Origin of the sequence: Micromonospora sp. DT53, assembly GCF_049841535.1 — a bacterium.
Lineage (GTDB): Bacteria > Actinomycetota > Actinomycetes > Mycobacteriales > Micromonosporaceae > Micromonospora.
The window spans coordinates 207,587-232,042 of sequence record NZ_JBNCKM010000007.1 but is presented as its reverse complement, the minus strand read 5'-3'; the positions used below and the strand labels follow the sequence as shown (position 1 = coordinate 232,042).

General features: G+C 70.2%; 21 protein-coding genes. 11 read left to right on the top strand and 10 right to left on the bottom strand.

What is annotated here, in order from left to right; genetic code table 11:
• Positions 1-116: 116 nt before the first annotated feature.
• Positions 117-1,643 (top strand): gluconokinase, encoded by a 1,527-nt coding sequence (locus tag ACLQ3B_RS22910; protein ID WP_425782735.1) that lies wholly within the window; start codon positions 117-119, stop codon positions 1,641-1,643.
• Here ACLQ3B_RS22910 and ACLQ3B_RS22905 read toward each other — a convergent pair.
• Genes ACLQ3B_RS22905 through ACLQ3B_RS22890 form a run of 4 tightly spaced genes read right to left on the bottom strand, consistent with a single transcriptional unit; the run spans position 1,621 to position 5,730 of the window.
• Positions 1,621-2,511, bottom strand: a complete 891-nt coding sequence (locus tag ACLQ3B_RS22905; RefSeq protein ID WP_425782734.1) for an ABC transporter permease — start codon at positions 2,509-2,511, stop codon at positions 1,621-1,623. The two genes, ACLQ3B_RS22910 and ACLQ3B_RS22905, sit on opposite strands and share 23 nt — an antisense overlap.
• Complete coding sequence (locus ACLQ3B_RS22900; RefSeq protein WP_167493079.1) at positions 2,511-3,404, bottom strand: ABC transporter permease; 894 nt, start codon at positions 3,402-3,404, stop codon at positions 2,511-2,513. Before ACLQ3B_RS22900 ends, ACLQ3B_RS22905 begins: the two co-directional genes overlap by 1 nt.
• Positions 3,401-4,513 (bottom strand): ABC transporter ATP-binding protein, encoded by a 1,113-nt coding sequence (locus tag ACLQ3B_RS22895; RefSeq protein WP_425782733.1) that lies wholly within the window; start codon positions 4,511-4,513, stop codon positions 3,401-3,403. Before ACLQ3B_RS22895 ends, ACLQ3B_RS22900 begins: the two co-directional genes overlap by 4 nt.
• The gene (locus ACLQ3B_RS22890; protein ID WP_425782732.1) at positions 4,510-5,730 is read right to left on the bottom strand and encodes an extracellular solute-binding protein; all 1,221 of its coding nucleotides are present in this window, start codon (positions 5,728-5,730) and stop codon (positions 4,510-4,512) included. Before ACLQ3B_RS22890 ends, ACLQ3B_RS22895 begins: the two co-directional genes overlap by 4 nt.
• 185 nt (positions 5,731-5,915) lie before the next feature.
• On the opposite strand from ACLQ3B_RS22890, the gene ACLQ3B_RS22885 reads away from it, so the two are divergent.
• The gene (locus ACLQ3B_RS22885) at positions 5,916-6,998 is read left to right on the top strand and encodes a LacI family DNA-binding transcriptional regulator (RefSeq protein WP_425782731.1); all 1,083 of its coding nucleotides are present in this window, start codon (positions 5,916-5,918) and stop codon (positions 6,996-6,998) included.
• A gap of 146 nt (positions 6,999-7,144) precedes the next feature.
• Positions 7,145-10,606, top strand: a complete 3,462-nt coding sequence (locus ACLQ3B_RS22880; protein ID WP_425782730.1) for an alpha-glucuronidase family glycosyl hydrolase — start codon at positions 7,145-7,147, stop codon at positions 10,604-10,606.
• A gap of 146 nt (positions 10,607-10,752) precedes the next feature.
• On the opposite strand, the gene ACLQ3B_RS22875 is transcribed toward ACLQ3B_RS22880, so the two are convergent.
• Positions 10,753-13,752 (bottom strand): glycoside hydrolase family 95 protein, encoded by a 3,000-nt coding sequence (locus ACLQ3B_RS22875; protein ID WP_425782729.1) that lies wholly within the window; start codon positions 13,750-13,752, stop codon positions 10,753-10,755.
• 516 nt (positions 13,753-14,268) lie between these two features.
• On the opposite strand from ACLQ3B_RS22875, the gene ACLQ3B_RS22870 reads away from it, so the two are divergent.
• The 3 genes from ACLQ3B_RS22870 to ACLQ3B_RS22860 all read left to right on the top strand — a co-directional run bounded on the left by ACLQ3B_RS22870 (position 14,269) and on the right by ACLQ3B_RS22860 (position 16,295).
• Entirely contained in the window at positions 14,269-14,529 is a 261-nt protein-coding gene (locus ACLQ3B_RS22870) for a hypothetical protein (RefSeq protein WP_425782728.1), read from the top strand.
• A gap of 98 nt (positions 14,530-14,627) precedes the next feature.
• Positions 14,628-15,665, top strand: a complete 1,038-nt coding sequence (locus ACLQ3B_RS22865) for a DUF3800 domain-containing protein (RefSeq protein ID WP_425782727.1) — start codon at positions 14,628-14,630, stop codon at positions 15,663-15,665.
• Between the two features lie 285 nt (positions 15,666-15,950).
• On the top strand, positions 15,951-16,295 hold the full coding sequence (locus ACLQ3B_RS22860; protein WP_425782726.1) for a DUF1330 domain-containing protein: 345 nt from the start codon (positions 15,951-15,953) through the stop codon (positions 16,293-16,295).
• On the opposite strand, the gene ACLQ3B_RS22855 is transcribed toward ACLQ3B_RS22860, so the two are convergent.
• On the bottom strand, positions 16,204-16,812 hold the full coding sequence (locus ACLQ3B_RS22855; protein ID WP_425782891.1) for an RNA-guided endonuclease InsQ/TnpB family protein: 609 nt from the start codon (positions 16,810-16,812) through the stop codon (positions 16,204-16,206). The two genes, ACLQ3B_RS22860 and ACLQ3B_RS22855, sit on opposite strands and share 92 nt — an antisense overlap.
• 315 nt (positions 16,813-17,127) lie before the next feature.
• On the opposite strand from ACLQ3B_RS22855, the gene ACLQ3B_RS22850 reads away from it, so the two are divergent.
• The 3 genes from ACLQ3B_RS22850 to ACLQ3B_RS22840 all read left to right on the top strand — a co-directional run bounded on the left by ACLQ3B_RS22850 (position 17,128) and on the right by ACLQ3B_RS22840 (position 20,495).
• Positions 17,128-17,832 carry a hypothetical protein gene (locus ACLQ3B_RS22850; RefSeq protein WP_425782725.1) on the top strand — a complete coding sequence of 235 codons (705 nt, stop codon included), beginning with the start codon at positions 17,128-17,130 and terminating at the stop codon, positions 17,830-17,832.
• Between the two features lie 281 nt (positions 17,833-18,113).
• Positions 18,114-19,328, top strand: a complete 1,215-nt coding sequence (locus tag ACLQ3B_RS22845) for a sialidase family protein (protein ID WP_425782724.1) — start codon at positions 18,114-18,116, stop codon at positions 19,326-19,328.
• Positions 19,329-19,619: 291 nt separating this feature from the next.
• Positions 19,620-20,495, top strand: coding sequence for an alpha/beta fold hydrolase (locus ACLQ3B_RS22840; RefSeq protein ID WP_425782723.1), 876 nt, complete (start codon positions 19,620-19,622; stop codon positions 20,493-20,495).
• A gap of 7 nt (positions 20,496-20,502) precedes the next feature.
• On the opposite strand, the gene ACLQ3B_RS22835 is transcribed toward ACLQ3B_RS22840, so the two are convergent.
• Complete coding sequence (locus ACLQ3B_RS22835; RefSeq protein ID WP_425782722.1) at positions 20,503-20,733, bottom strand: hypothetical protein; 231 nt, start codon at positions 20,731-20,733, stop codon at positions 20,503-20,505.
• Between the two features lie 96 nt (positions 20,734-20,829).
• On the opposite strand from ACLQ3B_RS22835, the gene ACLQ3B_RS22830 reads away from it, so the two are divergent.
• Positions 20,830-21,555 (top strand): TetR/AcrR family transcriptional regulator C-terminal domain-containing protein, encoded by a 726-nt coding sequence (locus tag ACLQ3B_RS22830; RefSeq protein ID WP_425782721.1) that lies wholly within the window; start codon positions 20,830-20,832, stop codon positions 21,553-21,555.
• Between the two features lie 170 nt (positions 21,556-21,725).
• On the top strand, positions 21,726-22,124 hold the full coding sequence (locus ACLQ3B_RS22825; protein ID WP_425782720.1) for a hypothetical protein: 399 nt from the start codon (positions 21,726-21,728) through the stop codon (positions 22,122-22,124).
• Between the two features lie 9 nt (positions 22,125-22,133).
• Here ACLQ3B_RS22825 and ACLQ3B_RS22820 read toward each other — a convergent pair whose 3' ends face one another.
• The 3 genes from ACLQ3B_RS22820 to ACLQ3B_RS22810 all read right to left on the bottom strand — a co-directional run bounded on the left by ACLQ3B_RS22820 (position 22,134) and on the right by ACLQ3B_RS22810 (position 24,334).
• Positions 22,134-22,517, bottom strand: coding sequence for a hypothetical protein (locus ACLQ3B_RS22820; RefSeq protein WP_425782890.1), 384 nt, complete (start codon positions 22,515-22,517; stop codon positions 22,134-22,136).
• A 135-nt stretch (positions 22,518-22,652) separates the two neighbouring features.
• Positions 22,653-23,822, bottom strand: coding sequence for a hypothetical protein (locus ACLQ3B_RS22815; RefSeq protein ID WP_425782719.1), 1,170 nt, complete (start codon positions 23,820-23,822; stop codon positions 22,653-22,655).
• On the bottom strand, positions 23,819-24,334 hold the full coding sequence (locus tag ACLQ3B_RS22810) for a SigE family RNA polymerase sigma factor (RefSeq protein WP_425782718.1): 516 nt from the start codon (positions 24,332-24,334) through the stop codon (positions 23,819-23,821). The genes ACLQ3B_RS22815 and ACLQ3B_RS22810 overlap by 4 nt, the downstream gene beginning before the upstream one ends.
• Positions 24,335-24,456: the final 122 nt, after the last annotated feature.

The following is a 24,456-nucleotide window of genomic DNA, read 5'->3' as shown; positions in this document are numbered from 1 at the left end:
GGTCATGCGGATGGCCGCAACAACCATCGGCGCTAGTTTGCTGGGCTTCGTGCCACGACAGGACAACTGCGCGCAACCGCTTGCCGGCCCGCCGAGCACCGCTCGACCATGTGCGGATGGGGCCGGAGCGTCGGGTGATCGTCGGAGTCGACGTGGGCACCAGGGCCGTGCGGGCTGTCGCGTTCGCACTGGACGGCACCGCACGACACGTCGCGACGCGGGAGTACCCACTGCTTGAGCCGATGCCCGGCTGGCAGGTGCAGGAGCCGGACGTGCTGATGGCGGCCACCCTGGCGGCGGTGTCGGCGTGTGTGGCCGGCACCGCCGGGGCGGAGGTGGTCGCCCTCGCGTTGAGTTCGGCCAGGTACGGCCTGATCGGGCTGGACGCGGCCCTGACGCCGGTGACGCCGCTGCTGACCCGTCGTGACACGCGGTCGTCGGAGGCGGCCCGTGAGCTGCGGTTGTCCGGTCAGAGCCGGGAGCTGCACCGGTTGACGGGCACACCCGTGCATCCGATGAATCCGCTCTGCAAGCTCTTGTGGTTCGCCCGCCACGAGCCCTACCTGTGCGCGGCGACCCGGTGGTGGATCGGCCTCAAGGACTATGTGGTCCATCGGCTCACCGGGCTGTTGGTGACCGAGTTGTCCTCGGCCTCCGGCACCGGGATGTTCGACGTGCACCGCCGGGGGTGGAGTCCCGCCGTACTCGATCTCGCCGGGGTGTCCGCGAGTCAGCTGCCCCCGGTGCTGCCCACGACGGCGGTGCTACGGCTCTCGCCGGCGGCCGGGCGCGCGGTCGGCCTGCCCTCCGGCACACCTGTCGTCGTCGGCGCGGGAGACGGTCCGTTGCGCAGTCTGGGCGCGGCGGCGATCGACCACACCGTCGGTGCCCTGACGCTCGGGGCCGCCGGGGCCCTGCGGACGGTCGTCGCGGCACCTCCCACCGACCCGGTCGAGACGTTCTCCTGCGGTGCGTTGACCGACGACGCGTGGGTGGTCGGCAGCGCGGTCAGCAACGGCGGCAACGTCGTGCGGTGGGCGGGACGTGTCCTCGGGGACGACCGTGCCGCGCCCGCGCTCCTGGATCTCGCCGAGCGGATCGCACCGGGCAGCAACGGTCTCGTGATGTTGCCCTATCTGCGGGCCGACGAGGCCCCGCCGCAGGGCTGCGCCCCGCCGGGCGCGTTCCTGGGGTTGCGCAGCGAGCACTCTCGCGGGCATCTGGTCCGGGCCGCCGTGGAGGGGGTCTGCCTGCAACTCGGTGGTGTCCGGGATCGGCTGGCCGCGCTGACGCCGATCGGCAGCGTCCGCCTGACCGGCGGGGCCTTCCGCTCTCCGCTGTGGCGCGAGGTGATGGCGGCAGTCCTGGACTGCCCGGTCCGCGTCGCGGGGGTGGGCGACCACGTCACCCTCGGCGCGGCGGCGCTCGGGCTCTTCGCGATCGGCCACACCGCCGATCTTCAGGCGGCGGTCACCCAGCTCGATCCCCGAGTCGCCGGCGGGGAGCCCGTCGCGGTCGATCCCGCTCTCGCCGCGGCCTATCGCGGTCTGCGGACGAGGCTGCCCGCGCTTCTCACGGTCGCGGGTCGCCTGGGCGAGATCCTCGACACCGGCGTCGGCCTCAATGCTCCGGCTCGTCCTTGACCTGTGCCACCAGCTGGGTCGGGTTGACGTAGCGCAGCGCGACGACGAGCAGGACCAGCATCATCGAGGTGTAGATGACCGCCATCGCGTCGACCGACTGCTGGGCCCTGATCCCGGAGGCGGACATCGAGTAGTAGAGCGCCACCACCAGGGTCTGCGAGTCGGGCCCCGCGGTCAGGAAGGTGAGTTCGAACATGCCCACGGTCCGGACCAGCACGAGGATCGCGGACGCGAGGATGCCCGGCACGAGCAGCGGCGTGAGGATCCGGAGGAACACCGTCCGCAGGCCGGCGCCGCACATGCGCGCGGCGCTCTCGATCCGCGGGTCGATCTGTTCGATGAACGGGGTCATGGTCAGGATCACGAAGGGCACCGACGGTACGAGGTTGGCGAGCACCACCCCGGACATGTGCCCAGCCAGGCCGAACTTGTAGAGGACTGTCGCCAGCGGGATGCCGTACGTGATCGGGGGCATGAGGATGGGCAGCAGGAACACGAGGAAGATCAGCCGTTTGCCCGGGAACGAGCGCCGCGCGAGGGCGTAGGCGGCCGGCACGCCGATCACCAGCGAGAGGCCCACGACGAGGACGGAGACCTCCAGCGTCACGACGATGACCGACAGGAGCGCGAACTCGTCCCAGGCCCGGGCGTACCAGCTGGTGGTGTAGCCGTCCGGGAGCCAGGTGTCGAACCACCGCTGGCCGAACGAGCTGACCAGCACGGACGCCACGACGCCCAGCAGGTTGAGGAAGAAGAAGACGACGACGCCCCACACGATCCAGGCTGCCGGCCGCGCGGCGATGCGCCGCCGCCGGTCGGTGCTGGTGGCGGGGGGCCGCGCCGGTGGCGCCTGGGTGGTCGTTGCCATCAGCCCTTGCCTCCGGTGGAGCCGGTGTAGAAGCGGCTGCGAGCGGCCAGCACCACCGCGATGATGACCAGCTCGACGAAGCCCATGATCATCGCGATCGCCGACGCGTACGGGTAGTCGTACTGCTCGTAGGCCGCCTGGTAGGCGGCGAGGGAGATGACCCGGGTCTCACCGGCCGGGTTGCCGACCAGGACCGCCGACGGGAACACGCTGAACGCCAGGACGAACGTCAGGCAGAACGTCGTGGCGAGACCGGGCATCAGCAGCGGCAGGGTGATCCGGGTGAACCGGCGACGCCAGTCCGCGCCCAGCGTCGCGGCCGCCCGTTCCAGGGTCGGATCGATGCCGGACAGGTACGACAGCACCAGCAGGAACGCGAACGGAAAGCCGGTGATCACCAGCGAGAAGAACACGCCCCAGTAGTTGTGGGTCAGCCGCACCGGCTCGTCGACGAGGTTGCTGGCCAGCAGGATCCGGTTGAACCAGCCGGTCGGGCCGAGGAAGTTCAGCAACCCCTGTGCGGTGAGGACCGTGCCGAGGGTGATCGGCACGACCAGCAGCGTGGTGACCAGCCGCTTGCCCCGGAACCGGCCGCGCATCCGGTAGGCGATCGGCACCGCGGCGAGGACGTTCAGGAGCGCGGCGGGCAACGCGATCCGCAGGGTGATCCAGATCGTGCCCCGCTCGTAGGAGTCGGAGAAGAACCGGGCGTAGTCGCTGAACGGCCCGCCCTTCGTCGGCTGGAACGAGAGCGTCAGCCCGTAGAAGAACGGGTAGAGGAACAGGGCGATGACGAAGACCAGGGCCGGGACCAGCAACCAGAGCTGACGATCGACGCCCCGCTCGGCGAGACGGTGGCGCCAGTGCGTGAGCGGCCTCCCGGCGCCACTCACCGCGTCGCCCCCGAGGCGTCCGCGAGGCGGTTCGTCTCTGCCGACGCGTCGGCGGGATAGACGAGCAGCCGCTGCGGGTCGACGGCGAGCTTGACCTGGTCACCCGGTGCGATCCGCTGCTCGGTCCGCAGGTGCAGCAGCAGGCCGGTGTCGGTGCGGGCCTCGGCCGCCAACTCGCGGCCCTGATACTCCACCACCTCGACCGTCGCCGACATGGCGTTGCGCGTCTCGCCGGGCCCGTCGACGCGGATGTCCTCGGGGCGTACGGCGACCACGGCGTCCGCCCGGGTCTGGAGGCCCCCCACCACCTCACCGAGCAGGCGATGGCCGGACGACTCGACGGTGGCCCGGCCGCCGTCGAGCTGCTCCACCCGCCCCCGCCACAGGTTGCGGTAACCCATGAAGTCGGCGACGTGCCAGTTCGCCGGCCGGGTGTGCAACTCGCGCGGCGAGCCGATCTGCTGCACCCGCCCCTCCCGCAGCACCACCAGCCGGTCGGCCAGGGAGAGCGCCTCCTCCTGGTCGTGGGTCACGTAGACGGTGGTGAGGCCCAGCGACTGGTGCAGTCGGCGGATCTCGGTCCGCATCTCCAGGCGCAGCTTGGCGTCGAGGTTGCTCAGCGGCTCGTCCATCAGCACCAGGGACGGCTCGAACACGACGGCTCGGGCGATGGCGACGCGCTGCTGCTGGCCGCCCGAGAGCTGACCGGGCAGCTTGTCGACGTGGTCCTCCAGTCGCACCAGGCGCACGGCCTCCTCCGTACGCCGGCGCGTCTCCTCCTTGGGCAGCCGCCGCATGCGCAGCCCGAAGGCGATGTTCGCCCGGACCGTCAGATGCGGGAAGAGGGCGTAGCTCTGGAACACCATGCCGAAGCCGCGCCGCTCCGGTGGCAGCGTGTCGATGCGGCGCTCGTCCTGCCAGATGCTGCCCGCCGTCAACGGCAGGAGCCCGGCCAGGCAGTTCAACGCCGTCGACTTGCCACAGCCGGACGGGCCGAGCAGGGCGATGAACTCCCCCGCCTCGATCGTCAGGTCCAGCTCGGTGAGCGCGGCCTGGCCGCCGAACCGGCGGGACACCCCGTCCAGCCGCAGCTGGGAGAAGGCGCTCATCCCTGCTTGACCTTCCCGCCGCCGATCTCGCGGTCCCAGCGGCTGAACGCCGCGACGAGGCTCTTCGCGTCGAGCGGCACCTCGGTCGGGTTCCCGGCGATCAGCGCGTCGTACTCGGGGCGGCCGAACTCCCGGATCGCGTCCTGGCTCTTCTGCGGCGCCGACGAGAGCTGGACCTCCTTGATCGCCGGGCCCGGGTAGAAGTAGCCCTCGTCGTACGCCTTCGCCTGCTGTTCGGGAGTGAGCATGAACGCCAGCAGGGCCAGCACCGCGGCCTGGGTGTCGGTCGACACGCCCTTGGGCAGGACGGCGTAGTGCGCGTCGGTGACCCAGTGGAAGCCGTCGATCGGGGTGATCCTGGCCTCCTTGGGCACCGTGCCGAGCACCCGCGGGTTGATGTCCCATCCGGTGGTGCTGACGATGAGGTGCGCGGTGCCGTTGGCAAGGTTCTTCATCGTCTCGGTGGTGCCGGACGGGTAGTAGTCGACGTACTGGCCCAGCTCCTTCAGGAAGGCCCACGTCTTGTCCCAGCCCGCGGTGGGGTCCTTGGGGTTCGAGTCGCCCAGGATGTAGGGCAGACCCATCAGGAACGTCCGGCCCGGGCCGGAGTTGGCCGGCCGGGCGTACTGGAATTTCCTGGGGTTGGCCCTGGCCCAGGCGAGCAGCGCCTCCGCGCTGGTCGGGGGCGAGGCGAGGCGGGCCGGCAGGTATTCGAGCAGCGGACCCGACGGGTAGTAGGTGACGGTGACGCCCGCGTTGCCCGCGAGCTTCTGCATCGCGGCGGCCGGCTCCAGGTAGTTGCCCATCCCGCCGAGGCGGTCCTGGAAGGTCGGCAACACGTCGATCCAGAGCCCCTGCTCGATCCCGGCGGCCAGGCCGTCGACGCCGGTCAGCACGAGACCGATGTCCACCCGGTCCGCACCCTGCTGAGCCTTGATCTTTCCGGCCAACTCGGGCGCCGGCGCCTTCGAGTAGGTCACCCGGGAGATCACGTCGGGGTTCTTCGAGACGAACTCGTCGATCATCCCCTGGGTCAGCTGGAGGTTGCCCGCCACGTCGAGGACGTTGAGCGTGACGGCCTTACCGGGCCGCTGTGGCACCTCGCCGGTGCTGTCGCCCTTGGAGTCGCCGGGGGCCTCGGGCGCACCACACCCGACCGCGCCCACCAGGAGCGACGATGCCGTACCCAGGAGAGCGCCGCGCCGCGAGATACCCATGAGCCGTTCCCTCCGCCAGGTGTCGTCCCCGCTGATTGAGGCAGCCGGCGCGCCGCGGCGGCAACGGGTTGCCATGTATTGCCTCGCGCGAATGCGATCGGGCCGCTGGATTGTTGCAGGGGCATTGCCGAGTATTCACGGCCGCCATACCATGATCACGGCGCGTAGCCGGGAGGAGCATGAAGATGCCCGACCACATCAGGCCGCCGGGACCGCGAGTCACGATCTACGACGTCGCCCTCGAAGCGGACGTCTCACCGTCCACGGTGTCCCGCGCCTTCTCCCGACCGAGTCGCGTCAACTCCGAGACCGCCGCACGGATCCGGCAGGTCGCCGAGCGACTGGGTTACCGGACCAACCCCCTCGCGCGTGCCCTCACCACGTCCCGCACGCAGATGATCGCGCTGGTCATCGCCGACATCACCAACCCGGTGTACGCGGAGATCGTGCGCGGCGCGCAGGAGGCGGCGACCGACGGCGAATACACCACAGTGCTGATCGACGCCCAGGAGTCCGACCGGCTGGAACGGGCGGCGGTGGAACGCACCATGTCCACGGTCGACGGCATAGTCCTGGCCAGCAGCCGGATGTCCGACTCGGCCATCCGGATGGTGGCCAAGCAGCGGCCGGTGGTGGTCCTCAACCGCGCTCTCGCCGACGTGCCCTGCGTCGTCACGGACGACAGCCGTGGGGTGCGGCGGGCCGCCGAGCACCTCGGCGAGCTGGGGCACGACCACATCACCTACGTGGCGGGCCCGCAGGCGTCCTGGCCCAACGGCATCCGTTGGCGCTCGCTGCTCGAGGCGGGCATGGAGCTGGAGATCAAGGTTCGCCAGATCGGGCCGTTCAGCCCCACCATGGCCGGCGGTGAGCGGGCCGCGCAGGAACTGTGCGCGCGTCCCGCGACGGCGGTCCTCGCCTTCAACGACCAGATGGCCATCGGGATCATCCGCGGCCTCAGCCGGATGGGCGTCAACGTTCCGGGCGACGTCAGCGTCGTGGGCTTCGACAACATCCTCGCCGCCGACATCGTCACACCCGGGCTCACCACCGTCGCGGCACCGCTCTACGCGGAGGGCTCGGCCGCGACCCGGCACCTGCTCACGATGATCGAGGGGGCGCCCGGGCACACCGGCCGGCCGATGGTCCTGCCGGTACGCCTCGTGGTCCGCGACTCGACGGCCGCCCGCAACCCGAGCCCTGGTCGCGCCCGACCACAGTGGCCGCGGCAGCGGACCGTGCCCGACCCGGCGGCCCATCTGCGGTGAGGCCGCCCGGCCCGCGACAAGAAACGACAACTCGTTGCCGCGGCGCGGACCCGCCGGGAAGGATCGACGCACATCCATCCAGCAACGTCGTTGCGCTCGCGGGACGGGCCGAACGGCGTGCCCAGCGGACGAACGAGGAGATGGCGATGAACCGAGCTTCGGTGCCCCGGCTACGGCGCACCCTCATCGTGTTGGGCACGGCCCTCGCCACCGTCGCGGCCACCCTCACGGTCGCCACCACCACGCCGGTCGCCGCGGCCCCGTCGCCGGACGACTACAACGGCTCGGACCTGTGGCTGCGGTACGTGCCGGTCGACGACGCGAAGCTGCTGCAGGACTACCGCCGCGCGGCCACCGCGATCGTGGTCGAGAACGCCGACGCCACGAAGGTCCACCGGCACACGACTGACCTCGCCATGGCTCCCGGTTCCAGCGAGAAGCTTGTCGAGACCACGCTGGGCGCCGCCCGGGACGAGCTGGTACGCGGCCTGGGCGGGCTGCTCGGTCAGCCGACACCTGTGACGACGGTCGACGCCGGCTCGGTCCCGGACGGCGCGGTCGTGGTGGGCACGCCGACGAGTTCGCCGCTGGTGGGCCGCACCATTGCGGCCCGCGACCTGGCCAAGGTGGGCAACGAGGGTTTTCTCGTCCGCTCGGTGTCGAAGGGCAGGGCACGGTTCACCGTCATCGCCGGCAACAGTGACCTCGGCGCGCTGTACGGGACCTTCGCCTTCCTCCGGCTCCTGCAGACCCAGAAACCGATCGACCACCTGCGCGTCGCCGAGTCACCGAAGATCAAGCACCGGTTGCTGAACAACTGGGAGACCGAACGCCTCTACGCCGGCAACAACGCCTCCGGAATCGGCGGGCTGAACGGCGAGAGCGGGGCCATCTTCAACTTCGCCGCGACCGGTGCCAGCGCCGGCCGGAACCTGCCCGTCATCCTCGACCGCTACCTCGTCATGGCCCGCGCGTTGGCGTCGCTGGGCATCAACGGCATCACCATCAACAACGTCAACGCCGACAACGCGTACCTGACCAGCGCCCGCATCGCGCAGGAGGCCGCCCTCGCCGACGCGCTGCGTCCGTACGGCATCAGGTTGGGCCTGTCGATCCGCTACACCGCGCCCACCGACAGCCGGTTCGCGCCGGACACGCTGACCAACAGCCAGCTCGACCCGTACGGCGCGGACTTCCGGGGCTGGTGGCACCGCCGGGCCCAGCAGATCCAGGCCGCGATCCCGGACTTCATGGGACTCACCGTCAAGGCCAACTCCGAGGGTCAGCCGGGGCCACAGGACTTCGGGTACGACCACGGTGACGGCGCCAACGGCGTCGCCGCCGCGGTGGCGCCGCTCGGGATGACCGTCCACTGGCGGACGTTCGTCTACAACGCCGAGGTCGACAACGATCGGCTCAAGCGGGCCTACCTGGAGTTCGGGCCGATCGACGACGAGGTCCAGCCGGACGGCAGCCGGGGACGCTTCGCCGACAACGTGTTCCTGCAGACCAAGAACGGGCCACTGGACTTCCAGGCCCGGGAGCCCATCCACCCGATGTTCGGCCGGATGGAGAACACCAACCAGGCCCTGGAACTCCAGATCACGCAGGAGTACACCGGCCAGAACTGGATGCTGGCCTACCTCGGCCCGATGTACGAGGAGATCCTCAAGACCGACACGTACGCGACCGACGCGAACGGGAAGCTGCTGAAGAAGCGCCTAGTCGGCAACATCGTCGACGGGACCGCCCAGCACCACCCGGACACCGCCATCGTGGGTGTCGCGAACCTCGGCAACGCGGACAACCTGACCGGGCACCACTTCGGCCAGGCGAACCTCTTCGCGTTCGGCCGTCAGGCGTGGGACTGGACGCTCGACTCGACGGACATCGCGACCGACTGGACGCGGATGACCTGGAGCAACGACCGGCGCGTCGTCGACACCATCCGCACGATGATGATGGGGTCGTGGGAGTCGCTGGTCAGCTACCAGACGCCGCTGGGCATCGGTCACCAGTTCGCCGAGGGCGTCCACTACCGTCCCGACCCGGCCGACTGGGCGGGCCGCGACGACTGGAGCCCGATCTACTACAACAAGGCCGACAGCGTCGGTCTGGGCTTCGACCGCTCCCCCACCGGCAGCAACCTGGCCGCCCAGTACTTCCCCCGGTTGCAGCAGCGCTACGGAAACATCAAGACGGTCCCGGAGAACCTGCTGATGTGGTTCCACCACGTACCGTGGGGTCATCGGATGGACAGCGGCCGGACGTTCTGGGACGAGCTGGTCTACCGCTACCAGATGGGCGTCCAGTACGTGACCTGGATGCGGGAGACCTGGGACACGCTCCAGCCCGACATCGACGCACGCCGGTTCGCCGAGGTACGCGCCAAGCTGGCGGTCCACGAGGCCGACGCCGCCGACTGGCGGGACACCTCGGTGAACTACTGGAAGGAGTTCAGCGGGCGGGACGTCCCGGTCGACGACGCGCCACTGTCGGCGAAGATCGTCGTCAACGGGAAGACGTTCGGTGGCTTCAACCTGTCGGAGGCCTCGTACACCATCCCGGTGCCGGCCGGGGCGTCGCCGACCATCACCAAGGTGCGGACGGCCGACCGGAAGGCCCGCTACGAGATCATCTCCCAGGCGTCCGCCGTACCCGGTCAGGCGGTCGTCAAGGTCACGACCGAGAGCTTCTTCGGCCCCCTGGTGAAGAACTACGTCTTCAACCTGGTGCCCGACACGACGCTGACGGCCCTGCGCGTCGATGGCAAGCGACTGGCGTCCTTCTCCCCGACGGTGCCGCGCTACAACGCCCTCCGGCCGGCCGGCACCACGACCGTGCCGACGGTCACCGCCAACGCCGCGGACCCCGCCGCCTCGGTCGCGGTGGAGCAGGCGACAAGCCCCACCGGGCAGGCCCGGGTCACCGTCACGAACGGCGCAGCCTCGTCGGTCTACACCGTGGACCTGAACACCAGCAGCACGGGCAGCGACGAGTTCGACTCGACCCAACTCGGCCCGCAGTGGCAGTGGGTCCGGCCGGACGAGAGCACGCGGCGTCTGGCCGACGGGTCCCTGGTCATCACCGCGCAGCAGGGCGACCTCCAGGGCAGCGCCAACACCGCGAGGAACCTGGCCCTCCAGGACGTCGACGGCGACTGGACGGCCGAGTCCAGGGTCGTCTTCTCCCGCCCACTCGCCACCAACAACGAGCAGGGCGGTGTTCTCGGGTACGCGGACGACAACAACTACGTGAAGCTCGCGTGGGAGATGGGCAACGCGACCGCGGCTGTCAACAAGGCCCGGATCGTCTTCCTCCGCGAGCAGAACGGCACAGCGTCGACCCTGGAGATCACCGGTGCCGACGCCCAGCGCATCGTCGGGGCCGACGGCGCCATCTGGCTCCGACTGACCAAGATCGGGGACAGCTACCGCGCCTACTACTCCAGCGACGGAAGCGTCTACCGCTACATCGGCTCCACCACGCTGAACGTCGAGTCGACGAAGGCCGGGCTGCTGGCCTTCAACCGGGCCGGCGCCTCCACCGACCTCGACGTCGCCTTCGACTACTTCCGGATCGAGAGCCGCGGCGAGCGCGTCCGCTAGTGCCGTGACCGGAACGGTGGCCGGGTCCGGTGACACGCCGGATCCGGCCACCGTGCGGCTCGATGGATTGCACCGACAGCCGCGACCGGGCCCGTCCCCAGGTGGGACGGGCCCGGTCACGCTCCCCCGAGCAGGATCAGCTGCCGTCAGCCCCCGATCGCGATGGCGAAGACGTGCATGGTCGGCACGTTCGTGGCGGGCCGGGCACTGATGTTAGGCAGCACGACCGAGGCCACCGCCTTGGTCTGCAACGCGACACCCACGTAGTAGATGCAGGCGGCGGTGGCCTGACGGCCGTTGTTGGGCCGGTTCTGGTACGCGGACACGATGGCCGCGGTAGCCCCGGACACCGGCCCGCCGTACCAGTCGGGCGAGCTCAACGTGAACGTCTGGCGGGTGCCGTCGGCGTAGACCACAGTGCCGGTCCCGGACACCGCGCCGTAGGTGCCGGTCAGCAGGAAGCCGAGCGTTCTGCCGGTGCCGGTCACGCCGATGGTCTGGCCCGAGGCGATGGCGTTGTCGGCGGCCCCGGAGCTGACGTTGGGCCAGCGGAAGTTGACCCCGTTGCGGCTCACCGTGCCGCCCGGGCTCGCGCCGGCCGCCGCCAGGGCCTGCGCGGAGAGCGAGGCCCCGCCCCCGTCGATGTTTCCAACGTTGGTGTTGCTGTCGCTGGTGATGCCGACGTTGCTGAAGCTCTGCTCCAGGGTGGGTGTGGCGACGCCGGTGCTGGTGACCCGGTAGGTGCGTCCGGCCTGCACGGTGACGTCGATGACGTCGGACTCGATCCGGGTGGTCCGGGCCGCCGTACCGTCGGAGGTGTCGACCACCGTGACGGTGCCGGTCAGGATCCGGGAACGCAGGCGGACGGTGCCGGCGCGGTCCGGTCGGACGAGGATCTCGGTGGCCGCGCCGCTCGCCCAGGTGATGCCGACCGTGTGCCCGCCCCGACCACGCAGGCCGGTCACCCGCCCGCTCGGCCAGGCCGGCGGCAAGGCGGGCAGGACGTGCAGTTCGCCGATGTGGCTCTGCAACAGCATCTCGGCGATGCCGGCGGTGGCGCCGAAGTTGCCGTCGATCTGGAACGGCGGGTGCAGGTCGAACATGTTGGGCGCGAGTCGCGCGGTGGTGGCGAGGTAGCGGATCAGGTCGTGGGCCCGCTTGCCCTCCTCCATCCGCGCCCAGAAGTTGATTTTCCAGGCCAGCGACCAGCCCGTTCCGTCATCGCCGCGCAGCGCCAGGGTCCGCCGGGCCGCCTCGAACAACTGCGGCGTGCCGCGCTTGGTGATCTGGTTGCTGGGCGCCAGCCCGTACAGGTGCGAGATGTGCCGGTGGTTGGGCTCGGTCTCCACCCAGTCGTAGAGCCACTCCATGATGTTGCCGCGCGAGCCGATCTTCATGGGGGCGAGCCGGTCGCGGGTGGCGCGAACCTGCGCCCGGAAGGTGCTGTCCACGTCGAGGATCTCGCTCGCCCGGGCGCACGCGTCGAACAGGTCCCGCAGGATCTGGTTGTCCATCGTGGGGCCGGCGCACACGCTGGCGTTCGAGTGGTGGCTCAGCTCCGGCGAGTTCGACGGATTGGTCACCAGGTAACCGAGGGTCGGCTCGGTCACCAGGGTGTTGAGGAAGAACTGCGCCGCGCCCTTCATGGCCGGGTAGTTCGTCCGCAGGAACTCGATGTCGCCGTTGAACAGGTAGTGGTCCCAGATCAACGTGGACAGCCAGGCACCGCCGGTCTGCCACATGCCCCAGAACGCGCCGTCCACCACCGCGGTCGCCCGCCACGCGTCGGTGTTGTGGTGGGTGACCCAGCCACTGGCGGCGCCGTACTGCACCTGGGCGGTCCGCGTACCGGTGACGGCGAGGTCTCTGACCAGGTCGAAGACCGGGTTGTGGCACTCGGCCAGGTTTGTGGTGTTGGCCGGCCAGTAGTTCATCGGCAGGTTGGCGTTGATCGTGTACTTCGAGTCCCAGGAGGGGGCCAGCGAGTCATTCCAGATGCCCTGGAGGTTGGCCGGCTGGGTGCCGGGCCGCGAGGACGAGATCAGCAGGTACCGCCCGAACTGGAACAGCAGCGCCGAGAACTGCGGGTCGTTCACGGTGTTGTGCTGGGCGATCCGGACATCCGTCGTCTGGTCGGCCGCGGACGTGCGGCCCAGATCGAGGGTGACCCGCCCGAACAGCGCCTGGTAGTCGGCCACGTGCCGGCTGCGCAGCTGGTCGTAGCTGCTGGCCCGGGCGGCGGTGAGACGCTGCCGGGCGATGCCCTGGTAGTCGCCGCCGACGTTGCGGTAGTTGACGTAGCTGGAGCCGATGGAGATCAGCAGGGTCACGCTGTTGGCGTTGGTCACCCGCAGGGTGCCGCCGGAGCTGGACACGCTGCCGCCGCTGACCGTGGCGTTGGCCAGGGCGAGGAAGCGGACCGCGCCGGTGACGCCCTCCATGTTCCCGGAGACGCCGTCGAGGCCGATCGTGGTGCCGTCCGGGCTGGAGACCGTGGTGCGCTGCGGGCTGTCGAAGGTGGCGGTGAAGCTGATCGAGCCGGTCCGGTCGGCGGTCAGGCGAATCGCGATGACCTGGTCCGGCGCGCTGGCGAACACCTCCCGCTGGTGACGAACCCCGTTCAACACGTACGTCGTCGTGACGGTGGCGGTGGTGAGGTCGAGCGTCCGGTTGTGCTGTGAGGCTCCGCTGGCGGATCCGAAGGCAAGCCGGAGGTTGCCGACGGTCTGGTAGGCCAACTGACCGCCGGGGTTGCCCATCATGGTCTGGTTGATCAGATCCTGGGCCTGGGTCCACTGGTTCGCGTTGACCAGCCGCCGGATCTCCGCGAGCGCTCCCGCACCCCTGGGGTTGCTGGGGTCGTGTGGCCCACCGGCCCAGACGGTGTCCTCATTGAGCTGAAGCCGCTCGGTGTCGACGTTGCCGAAGACCATGGCGCCGAGCCGGCCATTGCCGATCGGCAGCGCCCGCAACCAGTCGGTGCCGGCGCCCTCGTCGTACCAGAGGGCGAGGTCCCCGGCGGCCAACACCTGCGGCGGTGCCACCGAGTCCGCCTTGGCCACGGCGGTCCAGGGCACCGGCAGGAGAGCGCCACCCGCGCCGGCTGCGCCGATCTTGAGGGCTTGCCGTCGGGTCAGGTCTGACATCGATCCTCCAAACGGTGACCAGTCCGGCCACCCCGAAGCGTGACAACTATGGGACTCGACATGGGGATCCGCTTGGTGGGCCAACCGGGACCCTGCCTGAGCAGGCCGACGCCGGGCCTTGGCAAGCCAGACATCTGATGTGTTTCGGGAAGGTTACTCCGCAGCCACAGAATAGGCAACGGTCGATCGATGGGTGGATGTCGTGCCTCGCTGGCCGGTCAGCAAGATGCGTGGGCGGGTGAGTGGCGGCGGAATGACGCGACACAGCACGACGAATCTCCAGATTGACGCCCACGACGACCCGCCCCGATGGACATACATCAGATGTACGGGGCTGGGCGCGCACCTGCTCCGACGCGCACCCCGAAGCGGCAGCGCAACCCCGGTGGGTCCACGGACGTGTAATGGGAAATCCCGACCGATGCCGCACCCGCCTCGCCCGCCACGCCGCCCACAGCTGTCAACGTCTCGCCGACCCGCAGCGCGTCGTCCAGCACCACCCCGGCCGCCTATCCGGTGAGCGCGGCGACCCTGCAGCGCGCCTCGGGGTTGAACAACAACACCCACCGGATCGACAGGGACCAGATCAGGTGCGCGAGGCAGTGGGCCACGGCCGGCGTGAAGGCCGTCGACCCCGGGATGCAGGGCGACGGTGTGCCGGTGTTCAAGCACTCGGACGGCAGGTGGCAGAAGGTGGGTGAGGGCAGCGCGCTCGAATGCACCCCGTTCGGCATCCCGCCGGAGATCGGCGAGCAGGTCGGCTGCCGCGACCACTGAATGGTCGGCTGGCGTCGACGGGCCGCGCTGCCGTACACAATCGGGTTGTTCTCTGCCGGCGCACGGGTGACCATGGCGGCATGGGCGGGAGGGCGGCGGTGAGATCGCCTCTTCAGGGCGGACTACCGCCGGGCGGCCCGGACGTGGTCGGGGCCGTGGTGGAGATCGCCTGCGACGAGTCGGGCTTCTCCGGCAGCAACCTGCTGCACTCGACCGCCCCGGTGATCACGCACGCGAGCGTCGACCTGACAGTCGATGAGGCGGTTGCGCTCATCACCGCCCTGCGGTCCGGGTTCCGGTTCGCGCCGCACGAGCTCAAATCCGGCCGGTTCCTGCGCGGCTCGGGTGCGGAAGAGGCACTGGAGTGGTTCCTCGCGGCGGTGGCCGGCCGGGCGCACGTCCACCTCATCGACAAGGAGTTCTTCCTCGTCACCCGTGTCGTCGACTTCCTGCTGACCGAGCCGTCGTACGCGGCGGGCACCCGTCTCGCCCGCGAGCACCATCCAGCCGCTCTCGCCCTGTACGAGGCCGGACGCACGACCGGAAGCGACTGGGGCTCCTTCCTGTCGGCGTTCGTCGACCTGGTCCGGATGAAGCGGCGGCTTCCGGTCGACCAGACCGTGCGGCGCTTCTTCCAGGCCCGGGACGCACTGCGGCGACACCGCCTCGGCACGGCGGCCGACGCCGTCCTCGACGGGCTCAGCCCCAGCCACGTGCGGGCCGTGGTGGCCAGGCTCGACGTCGACGACCGCACGGTCCCTCCCCCACTGGAACCGCTGCTGCCGGCGCTGGCCGAGACGGTCCTGTCCTGGAGCGGCGGCCAGCGGCAGGTGCTGGTGACCCACGACGAACAGAGCGCCCTGACGGCCGACCGGCTGACCCGCCTTCAACGGGTGTTGGCCGACAGCGGCGACGGGTCGACGGCCGGCAACCCGTTGCCGAACGGGGCGTCACCCCTGGCGGGGCTGGTGATGGTCGACTCCCGCGACGACCCGCGCGTCCAGATTGCGGATCTCCTCGCCGGAGTGGCCCGGCGCATGCCCGACATCATCGACGACGCGCTCCGTCAGCCGCCGCCCGCTCCCAGGGCTTGGCCGGGATCGTCCGGTCTCGACGAAGCTCAGATGCCGGGCTGACCCTCCCGCCTCGATCGACAGGTCGAGCTGGCTCATCCCGCGAGTCCGGCGCCAGTCGCGCAGCAACTCCCCCACTGGTGGCCCAGGCCGGGTCGAGATCATCACTCACCGACCCTAGTTCCGCGCCGGCACCTCCGCCATTACCCTCGAGGTAATCGACAGCCCGCCACGGCATCGGAGAAACCTCTTCTGGCACGACCGGTCCGGTACGGGGACGCAGCGGCCGGCGCCGCTCGCCACCCCTGCTACCCAGCTCGGAACACCAGACGCAAAGGACCGACAATCATGACCGCGTACGCGCTCGCCCACCTCCGCAAGGCGGCCATCCACGCCGACGTGCTGACGTACCTGGAGCGAATCGACGCCACCCTCGCGCCTTTCGCGGGCCGGTTCCTCGTCCACGGCGGTGCCATCGACGTCCTGGAGGGCGACTGGCCCGGTGATGTGATCGTCATCGAGTTTCCCGACCTGACCCAGGCCCGCTCCTGGTACCGGTCCAGCGCCTATCAGGAGATCAAGCCCCTGCGGACGAGGCACCTCACCGGCGAGGTGATTCTCGTCGACGGAGTCGAGCCCGGCCACGACTCGTCGCAGCTGGCCGCGACCATCCGCCGCGCCACCGATCGTTGACGTCCTCTCCGCCTTGAAGGGGTGGAGATTCCGGTCTGCTATACCCGCGAGGGGCAGGCTTCCGGTGGGTTACCGCTTCCCTGCGCGGTGCCGGCACGGGTGCCGGTCTTGCCTGCGCTCCACGGTCGTTGAGGTCCGCCCGTCCGGCGGCCCTGATGTTCTTGGCGGCGTTCACGTCTCGGTCGTGCAGGCTGCCGCATGGGCAGCCCCACGTCCGGACGTTGAGCGCCATCTTGTCGTTGATCCGGCCGCAGGCCGAGCACATACGGGTCGACGGGAAGAACCGATCTACCCGGGCGAAGGTACGCCCGTACCGGGCGGCCTTGTATTCCAGCATGGCCGCGAACTGCGACCACCCAGCGTCATGCACCGACTTCGCCAACCGTGTCCGGGCGAGACCGCTCACGCACAGGTCCTCGACGAACACCGCTTGGTCGTCGCGGATGATCTGCGTCGAAAGCTTGTGCTGCCAGTCCCGCCGGGTGTCGACCACCTTCGCGTGTCTCCGGTGAGCTATGACGCGGCTGCGGTCCGGGCGCCCCGGGCCGGCAGGCCTACCCTAGGCCGGGGCGGAGTCGCGCGAGTTGAGAACACCAACCTCACCGGAACAACCGGCATAGAGTCCCGCGTTCACGTCGGCGGTGGCGAGCGCCAGCGTTTGGCCGGGTGGTACCCCCTCGCGCAACGGCAATACGCCGTGGAGCGCAGTCAGAGATACGACGCCGATGCGACGTGGACGGATGACTCCGGCGGCATGCTCGCTCCGTGCATCAACATAGGAGCCCAACACACCCGACAGCCATCGTCGTCTATCTGGCGGGGAGGCCCCGCCGTGCGTGAGACACCATCTGTGGCCTCTCGGCTGCACGCCCTGAGTGGGTTGCTGTACGTCCTGTCGTTCGCCGCCGCGATGCTCCTCCCAGGGCTAATCAGTTCACCCGGCGAGCCGCTGGTTACGCCGTACTCGTCCGACGCCGATGTCCAACAGTTCCTCAATAGCGGCTCACCCAGTGCACCGGTTGGCGCGTTCTTCCAGGCGCTGGCAGCGGTCGCACTGCTGGTGTTCACCGCGTACGTCGCCGTCACGATGCGCCGGCGGGGCGACATCGGCCGAGCCGCTGGGCTGGCGCATGCCTCCGGTGCGGTCGCCTCCGCGCTGCTGCTGTCGTCGGCGGCCGTTCAATGGATCATGTCTCGTCCCGGCAGCGGATCGGATCTGCGGGTCTTCCGGTTCGCCATGGACCTCGCCTTCGTGACCGGCGGTCCCTTGCACATCGTGACGCTCGGCCTCTTCGTCGGCGCCGCCTCCGCCGCCATGCTGCGGACCAGGGCGCTGCCGAGCTGGCTCGGAAGGCTGGGGATCGGCATCGCGACGCTGTGCGTACTCGCGATCTTCTCGCTGCTGGCCTCCGCGGCGTCGGTCTTCATCCCGGCCGGAAGGTTCATCGGCTTCATCTGGTTCGCCGCCGCCAGCGTCCTGCTGGCACGACGCGGCCGACTCGCACCCGATCCGGTCGACCTGGCGAGCACGCGATGAGCGGACGAGCTCCTACCGCCCTGCTCGTCACGGCCCTGTTGGTGACCATGACTCTCACGCCAGGCAGCAGCGCAGCGGGCGCGTCGGTGGCGCCATCGGAGGTATCCACGGGTCGGGCGTGGGTCTCTGGGCCGAGCCCATTCGGCGCCTGCCCTTCGGCCGCCCTTGACGATCTCCTACCCGCCGGCGCGCTCGAACCGACCGTCGCCGCCAACCCCCTGAAACGTCAACAGCTGGTGTCGGTGTGGACACAGGACCGGTTCAGAGGACTGGTCGCTGGGGTGAGCGCCGACGGCGGCCACAGTTGGCGGCGGGTGCTGATTCCGGGGACGAGCCGATGCACGGGCGGGACCTTCGACTACGTCGACGACGTGTGGCTGTCATTCGGCCCAACCGGCATGCTGCATCTGTCGGCGCACGTGTTCGACGCACCCGAGACCACACCCAGCGGACTCATCACAGCCCGATCCCTCGACGGCGGTCTCACCTGGAGTAAACCGGTCCTCGTGGTGACGGAGCGCGATCCGGACGGCGGGACGTACGTCGGTGGGGCGATCGTGGCTGATCCGAAGGACCCCGCACGCGTCTACACGGTCGTACCGAAGATCATGGAACCCGACCAGGAGGGCGAGCCGTTCCGCGGAGCGGTGGTCTTCGCCGCCAGCGGTGATGCCGGACGCACCTGGCGGGCGCGGCAGATCTATGCGCCGGGGGAGAACCGGCTGACCACCGGACACCAGATCGTGGTGCTCCCCAACGGGACCCTTGTCGACTCCTTCACCCTGTTCGACCTCACCGGCGAGCGGCCCACCCGGCACGTTGCCGTGATGCGGTCGCAGGACCGTGGCGCCACCTGGTCACCTCCCCACCTGGTAGCCGAGATGCGGTCGGCCGGCGTCAGCGATCCGCAGTCGCCGGGGGACCAGGTCTCCAGCGGCAGCGCCGCGCTCATCGACGCGGCGGTCGATCCGGCCAGCGGGCGGATCTACCTGGTCTGGCAGGACGCCCGCTTCAGCGGCGGGCAGGCGGACGCAATCGCACTGTCCGTGTCGGACGACAGCGGGCGCCACTGGTCCACGCCGGTAAAGGTCAACCGCAGCCCGACGTACGTCCCGATCGGCAACCAACAGGCATTCACCGCATCGGTTGCAGTCGCCGCCGACCATACCGTCGCGGTCGACTACTCCGATTTTCGTCACGACGACCCCGCCGGGGCGCTATGGACCGATCGTTGGCTGGTGACCTGTCGCCCGACACCCAAGCTTGATTGCGCGACCGGGGTCGGGTTCGACACCGAGGTAAGACTCACCAACGAGCCATTCGACATGCGGCATGCCCCCTTCCTGAATGAAGTCGGCCCCCCGGGCTTTTTCCTCGGCGACTACGCCGGCCTGACCAGCGCCGGACCACACGACTTCGTCGCCACGTTCTCCCAACCCGACCCGGTGGCGTCCCCGCGCGTCGCCGCCGTACGGGTCTGGGACGCCAACCGATAGCCGCGTTGTGGCTGGCCGTGGGCCGGGCGGGACCGGAAACCGGTCCGGTCCTACCGGTTGATGCCCGGCCCGGCGGCTGGCCGAGGGCACTGGACCAGGGCACGACCGGGCCTTGACGGCCCTCCCACGCGGGCCGGTGCACCGCCCTGAAGGGCGGTGCACCAGCCCGCATTCCGATAGCACTCGACCCTCGCCCGCCAGGATCGACGCACGAGCGCCGTCCCGAAGAAACGGATGGCTGGCCGCCCTCAAGGCACCCTGACACCAGTCAGCCGGCCGTAGTCTCATCGGATGCAGGACATCCAGACGCACACCCTGGTCATTCCCGGCGTCGACCTGGTCTACGACGTCCGCGGCCCACTACCTCCCGCTGGCGCCCATCGTGCGCTGCTCATGATCGGCCAACCGATGACGGCGGAGGGCTTCACCGCGCTCGCCCCGCACTTCACGGACCGCACGGTCCTCACCTACGACCCGCGTGGTCTGGGCCGCAGCGTCCGCAAGGACGGTCGGGCCGACCACACGCCGCAGCAGCAGGCCGCCGACCTGCACGCGCTCGTCGAGGCGCTCGACGTCGGTCCGGTCGACGTGATGGCCAGCAGCGGCGGTGCGGTGACGGCACTCGAACTGGTCGCCGCCCACCCCGGCGACGTCGCCACCCTGGTGGCGCACGAACCGCCGATCAACGCCGTACTCCCCGACGCCACGGCCGCCGAACGCGCCCGAGCCGGCTTCTACGAGGCGTACCAGGCGAAGGGATCGGGTGCGGGGATGGCCGCGTTCATCGCGATGACGTCCTGGCAGGGCGAGTTCACCGATGCCTACTTCGCCCAGCCCACGCCCGACCCGGCGATGTTCGGCTTGGCGGCCGACGACGACGGCGGCCGCGACGATCCACTGCTGTCGCAGAACTCGTTGGCGATCTCCGACTACCGCCCCGACGCGGATGTGCTCACCGCCGCGCCCACCCGCATCGTGGTCGCGGTCGGCGAGGAGTCGGCCGGAACGTACACCGCCCGCGCCGCCCTGGGCCTCGCGGCGCTGCTCGGCCAGGAGGCTGTGGTGTTCCCGAGCCATCACGGCGGGTTCCTCGGCGGCGAGTTCGGCTACGCGGGCAAGCCCGAGGAGTTCGCGGCGCGGCTGCGGGAGGTGCTGGACGCCGGCTGAGGTCTGCTCACCGGGTCGTGTCGGGGTAGACCTCGACGTCGTAGAGCAGTTGGACGTTGCGGCGGCCGTTGGTGATGCCGACGAAGACCGGATCACCGGCCGGGGTGCGGCCCTGGCGCCACACCTGCTCCCGGGCGGCCTCCCGCGAGTCGTGATGGGTCTTGCCGTCCTGATGCAGGTGCAGCACCCGACGGGCGGTGACCCGATCACTGTCGAGGTGGACTCGCAGGAGAGGCATTCCGGGGACCTCCTTGCGCCAACCGTCACTCCGACTTTCCTTTGGACAACCACCTTACCGTCGTTAAATTCTCTGTCCATCTGTTTAGGATCCCCCATGACCCCCGTCGAGCTCGGCACGTCCACCTCACCCTCGACGACGCGACCGGACAATCCCACCGCGCCGCCGGTATGGCTGCGCGCTGCGCCGTCGCAAGCGCGGCGGAAGCCACCCTTGACCCTCGAACGCATCGTGGACGCAGCCGTGATCGTGCTAAACGAACTCGGCGCCGAGGGCCTGACGATGCGCTGCCTCGCACAGCGGCTCGACGTGACGGCGACCGCGTTGTACTGGCATGTGAGGACGAAGGACGACGTCCTGGACCTGGCCGTCGACCGGATCTTCGGCGAGGTACCCGTTCCGGACCCGAGCGACGACTGGCTGGAGGACATCCGCGGCCTCGCTCGCGCCTGGCGCCGCGCCATACTGGACCATCCCTGGGCAGCAGGGCTGATCGGACGCCCCATGCTCGGTCCCAACGTGCTGGCCCGCACCGAGTTTCTCCAGTCGGCGCTGGTACGCGGCGGCTGCAGCGGGCTGCACCTCGCGGTGACAACACGCCTGCTGGCCAACTACGTGATCGGCGCCTCGCTCACCGAAGCCACCTGGCGACGGACCACGGAGCCCGAAACCAGGGCAGCGGCCCGCGCCCACATCGTGGCGAACGCCAACGCCTATCCGACCCTCGACGCCTCGGGCCACCTCGACGACACCCGGTGGGACGACGACCTGTTGTTCGACGAGGGCCTCGACGACATTCTCCGCACCGCGGCCCGGCGGTAGCGAGCACGCCCACCGGCACCGGTGCCATCGGACGTCGCCAGCCCCGCACCGCAGGGAACGAGCAGGAAGCCGGGCCTCGTGCAGGTGGCCCGACCAGCCGTATCGTGAGACGCGGAGACGACGATCCGCCGCCTTCGATGACATGCCCCACGGCGGTCGAGGAGAACGAGATGATTGGTCTGGCCACCGTCGGCGCAATCGTGGGCGTCCTGCTCGTCGGTCTCGCGGTCCTGGTCCGCAAGCCGGCCGACACCCGGTCGGTGCTCAGATGGTCGGCCCTGGCGATCACCGTGCTGGTGGCCGCCGCGCTGACCCCCTTCACCGTGGACGACTCCGGCGCCGCGGCAAGCTACCTGCTCGGCGTTCCCGTCGTCGCGGCGCTGCTGCCCGTTGTCGCGCAGCGGGTCGGTCGACTGACCCTGGCCGCCGATCTGGTGGCCACGCTCGTCCTCACCGGCTGGGGCCTGCTGCTCGGGTTGGGCATCGGTGGCGCGTTCCTACCGGCGGTGCTACTCCTGATCGCCAGCGCTGCGGGCAGCTGGGCGCCGCGACCGTCCACAACCGGGTGAAACAGACCCTCAGCCGTCCGGGGTGAACAACCCCTGGACGCCGACGACGATCGCGATGAGGCCGAAGATCGCGAGCAACAGCCGCACTCCGGTGGCACCGTCCGACTGCTCGTCGCGCGGCGTCGACCGTCCGGTCAGCCGGCCCCACAGCAGGGCGAGCCCCACCCCGATCCCCACCACCTCGAAGTGGAACACCCGGGGACCCGACACCAGATGAACGATCAAGTAGTAGCCGCCGGTCACCAGCGCCACGAGCCCGACCACCCACGCGATCGGGGCGGCCCGAGCGGCGAGGCGGCCCAGGTCGTCACCGACGCGCGGCAGCAGCCGCAGCACCGCCACGGCGAGCAGGAAGCCACCGACGATATTGGCGAGGTCGAGCAGCAGCGCCATAATCACGAGAAGTCTCCGTCGATCGGGTGATCAGCCGGTGGGAGCGTACCCACGGACCCGGTCGGTTGAAACGGTCCGGACGGCACGCTCCCGGCACGCCCCGATGGGTGGCGTTCGGCTGGGCCTCTCAGCCGGTCACCGTGTGCACCGCCAGACCAGCGGCCGCCACACCTCGTTCTCGTGGACGGCCCCGACCACCGTCAGACCGTCGTCGCTGATCGCCTCGGCCGTGTACGTGCCCGCCTCGGTCGCCCGGACCTCGGGTCGGCCCGGCAACCGGCGGGAGGTGCCATCCGGGGCGACGACCAGCGGTGCACCGTCGCTGACCAGTACCTCGCCGTTGCCGGCAATGCCGCTCGCCCCGGGGAAGGGCAACAGGCTCACCGCTCCGGTGGCGAGATTCCACCGCACCGGCAGCATCTGCACGCCGCCGTTCTGCCGGCCACCGGGAACCATGCCGACAGCCCATTCGCCGTGCGCCGACTCGACCGACGCCCGCGGGTAGCCGTCGGGCACCGCCAGCGCCGCCCCGACGCCCTGCGGCGTCCACCGGTAGGGCCGATCACCCACCGTGCCGACGATCGTGCCGTCCTCGGTGATCGCGGTCGCGGACGATCCCGGTTGGCCGACCAGCCGGTACTTCTGGGGCTGGTCCGTCGACCACAGCACAGCCTGGTGCGAGTCGTCGGCCCTGCGGGCGGTCCCGACGATGTCGCCCCGGCCGTTGACGGCGTGCACGAGCACCGCGTCGTACCCGCGCGGGGTAGCCAGGGAGCGCAACTTCCCATCCCGGTACAGCCAGCCGGCGCCGTCGCCGTTGGTGCCGACCACCTGGCCACTGGCGTTGACCGCGCCCGCGTGCTCCGCGGCAGCCGGCAGGACGACCGGCCGGCCGTCGGTCCACCGCACGACCCGCCCGTCCTCCTGCCCGGTTCCGATGTCGCCGACGATGTGCCGCCCGGTGGGGTCGACTCGGTAGGCCACCGCGACCGGACCGCCGACCGGCCGCGACAGCCACGACGCCTGGCAGGTGACCGCCGGGCGCGGAGCGGGCGACCCGGTTTCGGCAGGCGACACCGCGAGCGTCGGTGCGGTCGGAGCAGGCGGGCTGGCGGTCCCGCCGACCTGAACGGCGCCCACGACGCCGACCCCGGCCAGCACCGTCAGCGCGGCGATCCCGCCGACGCGGCGACGCTGTCGGCGACGTCGGCCGTCGCGGACCGCCCGGCGCAGGTCGACCCGCGGCTGGGGTACCGGCACCGACCGCAGCAGCTCGGCGATCCGCTGATCGTCCACCGTGGTCATCTCGGGCTCCTCACTGACATCTCGGTGACGTCGAGCACCTGGCGAACGGCCGCCAGCGCCCGCGCGGTCTGCGACTTCACGTTGCCTTCGGAGCAACCCATCGCGGCGGCCGTGTCGGCCAGCGACAGGTCGCACAGGAACCGCAGGACCAGCACGGTGCGCTGACCACGCGGAAGGCGGGCGAGCGCGGTGAGCACGCTGTCCCGCTCGGCCAGGTCGTCATGCGGTGTCACCGGCGAGCGCTCCGGCTCCGGCACCGACCCCAGCAGCCGGACCTTCGCCCAGCTCAACCGCTTCTCGTCGACGAGCTTGTGCACAAGCATCCGATGCACGTACGCGTCGACGTTGTCGGCCCGGCTGACCCGGCGCCAGTTCACGTAGAGCGCCGTGACCGTCTGCTGCACCACGTCGTCGGCCAGATGGGCGTCGCCGCACATCAGGAACGCGGTCCGATGCAGGCTCGGCAGTCGCGCGGAGACGTACTCCACGAACTCACCCTCGGCATCCACCATCGAGGCTCCCTCCTCCGCAAGCTCGACGGGATCGGACGACCATCAGGTTGCGTCCCCGTCGACAGTCATGACCCAAGCCCATTGCCCGCGTCCGGCTGGAGCCCGGGGCGGGCCGCCGCTGA